The following is a 2,490-nucleotide window of genomic DNA, read 5'->3' on the forward strand; positions in this document are numbered from 1 at the left end:
AAAGAAGTTTTAGCTAAAATACCAGACATGTCTATATCTTTTGAGGTTTTCTCCGATGACCTTGAAACTATGGAGAAAGAAGCTAGAGTTTTAGGAAGCCTGGGAGACAATGTATTCATTAAAATTCCTGTAACAAACACTAAAGGAGAGTCTACAGTTCCTCTTATTAAAAAGCTTTCTCAAGAAGGATATCATCTCAATATAACAGCTATATTTACAGTAAAGCAGGTTCAGGAAGTTGTAGATGCATTGAAGCCCGGCGTCGAGAACATCATTTCTGTCTTTGCAGGAAGAATAGCTGATACAGGAGCAGATCCGACGGATATAATGAAAAAATCCAGTGAAATCTGCAAAAAGGTTCAGGGAGCTCAGCTTCTATGGGCAAGCTGCAGAGAAGTATATAACATAATAGAAGCAGATAAATGCGGCTGTGAAATCGTCACAGTACCAAATGACTTATTAGGAAAGCTTGGTAACCTTGGAAAAGACCTGGAGGAATATTCTTTAGAAACTGTAAGAGGATTCTTTAAGGATGCATCCAGCTTAGGTTTTTCTGTACTTTAGGCCATTAAGGGGGCGAAAACAATATGCTTAAAAGTTTATTAAATGAAAAAACAGTTGAAGTAAAAGTCAAAGTAAAGGATTGGCAGGAAGCGGTAAAGGCAGGAGGTAAACTCCTGGAGGAAGACGGAAAAATAGAACACAGATATATAGAAGCAATGATTGAAACAGTAAACAAAGTAGGCCCATATATAGTTATTGCCCCAGGAATAGCAATGCCTCGTGCAAGACCTGAATGCGGTGCTAAGGAAATAGGTATGAGTCTTTTAACCTTGGAAACACCGGTGGCTTTTGGTAATGAGGAATATGATCCTGTAGATATAGTTATACTATTTTGTGCTGTGGATAACACTTCTCATATAAAGCTTTTATCAGAGTTCATGCAGATAATAGAGGATGAAGATTTTCTTGAGCTTGCAAGAAAAGCAGAAAGCAGCGAAAGTATTTTGCAGTATGTAAAAAATAAAGAATATAGATAGGAGAGGTAGAAGATGAAAATATTAACTGTGTGCGGAAACGGTATAGGAAGCAGCTTAATGCTTGCTATGAAAATAGAAGAAATATGTAAAGAAAACGGAATTATGCCTCAGTAGAGTCTACGGATTTCAATTCTGCTCAAGGCAAGAAGGCAGACCTTATAGTTACAGTTAAGGAACTAGCCAGCCAGTTTGAAGGATTAGATATAGCTGTAGTAAGAAGTTATGTAAATAAGAAAAAAATCACTGAAGATGTTTTAGAAATCATAAAAAAGAAATATGAAGAAGTTAAATAGGGGGTAGTAAAATGGTAGCAATACTGGAATTTTTACGTGACGTTTTAAGAGAACCAGCACTTCTTATGGGACTTATGGCTTTAGTGGGATTAGTAGCTCTCAGAAAGCCTGGTCACAAAATTTTAACCGGTACACTTAAACCTATTTTAGGTTATATCATGTTAGGTGCCGGCGCTGACTTCATAGTAGCAAATCTGGATGCACTGGGAAAAATGATAGAGCACGGCTTTAATATAAGCGGTGTAGTACCAAATAATGAAGCTATAGTTTCTGTTGCTCAAAAGATTCTTGGAGTAGAAACTATGTCCATTCTTGTAGTAGGACTTTTAGTTAATATTATAATTGCGAGATTTACAAAATATAAATACATTTTCTTAACAGGACACCACAGCTTCTTTATGGCATGCTTGCTTTCAGCAGTTCTTGGAACTTCAGGAATGAAGGGAACTCAGCTTATTTTAATAGGCGGATTCATCCTTGGAGCATGGAGTGCAATTTCTCCAGCTATCGGCCAAAGATATACTTTAAAGGTTACTGATGGCGATGAAATAGCTATGGGTCACTTTGGTAGCTTAGCTTATTATATTTCCTCCTGGGTAGGCGGAAAGGTAGGAAAACCTGAAGACAGTACTGAAAACATGGAGATTCCTGAAAAGTGGGGATTCTTAAGAGATACTACTATATCTACAGCTATTACTATGATGGTATTTTATCTGGTGGCAGCAATAGCAGCAGGTCCTGCTTTTGTATCTGAATTATCCGGAGGCACACAGCCAATACTATTTGCCATAATGAGCGCATTAAAATTTGCAGTAGGTGTAACTATAGTTTATAACGGTGTTAGAATGATACTTGGAGATCTTATTCCTGCATTCCAGGGAATTGCAACAAAAATTATACCAAATGCTATTCCTGCAGTTGACTGTGCTGTATTCTTCACTTATGCTCCAACTGCAGTGGTTATAGGATTTATAAGCTCCTTCGTAGGAGGAATAATCGGTATGATACTCTTAGGTGCCCTAGGCGGAGTGCTTATAATACCAGGACTTGTACCTCACTTCTTCTGTGGTGCTACAGCAGGTATTTACGGTAATGCTACAGGAGGAAAAAGAGGAGCAACTATCGGAGCTTTTGTTAACGGATTACTTTTAAGCTTT

At 37.8% G+C, this 2,490-nt stretch carries 3 protein-coding genes and 1 pseudogene; all 4 read left to right on the forward strand.

What is annotated here, in order from left to right:
* Window positions 1-564, forward strand: a 564-nt coding sequence (locus tag TA89_RS16100) for a transaldolase (protein WP_040214813.1), incomplete at its 5' end; no start/stop codon positions are given.
* 23 nt (window positions 565-587) lie between these two features.
* Window positions 588-1,040, forward strand: coding sequence for a PTS sugar transporter subunit IIA (locus tag TA89_RS16105; RefSeq protein WP_040214815.1), 453 nt, complete (start codon window positions 588-590; stop codon window positions 1,038-1,040).
* 12 nt (window positions 1,041-1,052) lie between these two features.
* Window positions 1,053-1,333: pseudogene (locus TA89_RS19220) on the forward strand (PTS sugar transporter subunit IIB).
* 11 nt (window positions 1,334-1,344) lie between these two features.
* A partial coding sequence (locus tag TA89_RS16115) for a PTS ascorbate transporter subunit IIC (RefSeq protein WP_040214817.1) occupies window positions 1,345-2,490 on the forward strand: 1,146 nt, incomplete at its 3' end.

The sequence above is a fragment of the Clostridium polynesiense genome, assembly GCF_000820705.1.
GTDB classification, from domain to species: Bacteria; Bacillota; Clostridia; order Clostridiales; family Clostridiaceae; genus Clostridium_AA; species Clostridium_AA polynesiense.

What these genes read in the sequence shown, in the direction of transcription:
- TA89_RS16105 (WP_040214815.1), top strand. Translation starts at nt 588, where the DNA reads ATGCTTAAAAGTTTATTAAATGAAAAAACAGTTGAAGTAAAAGTCAAA.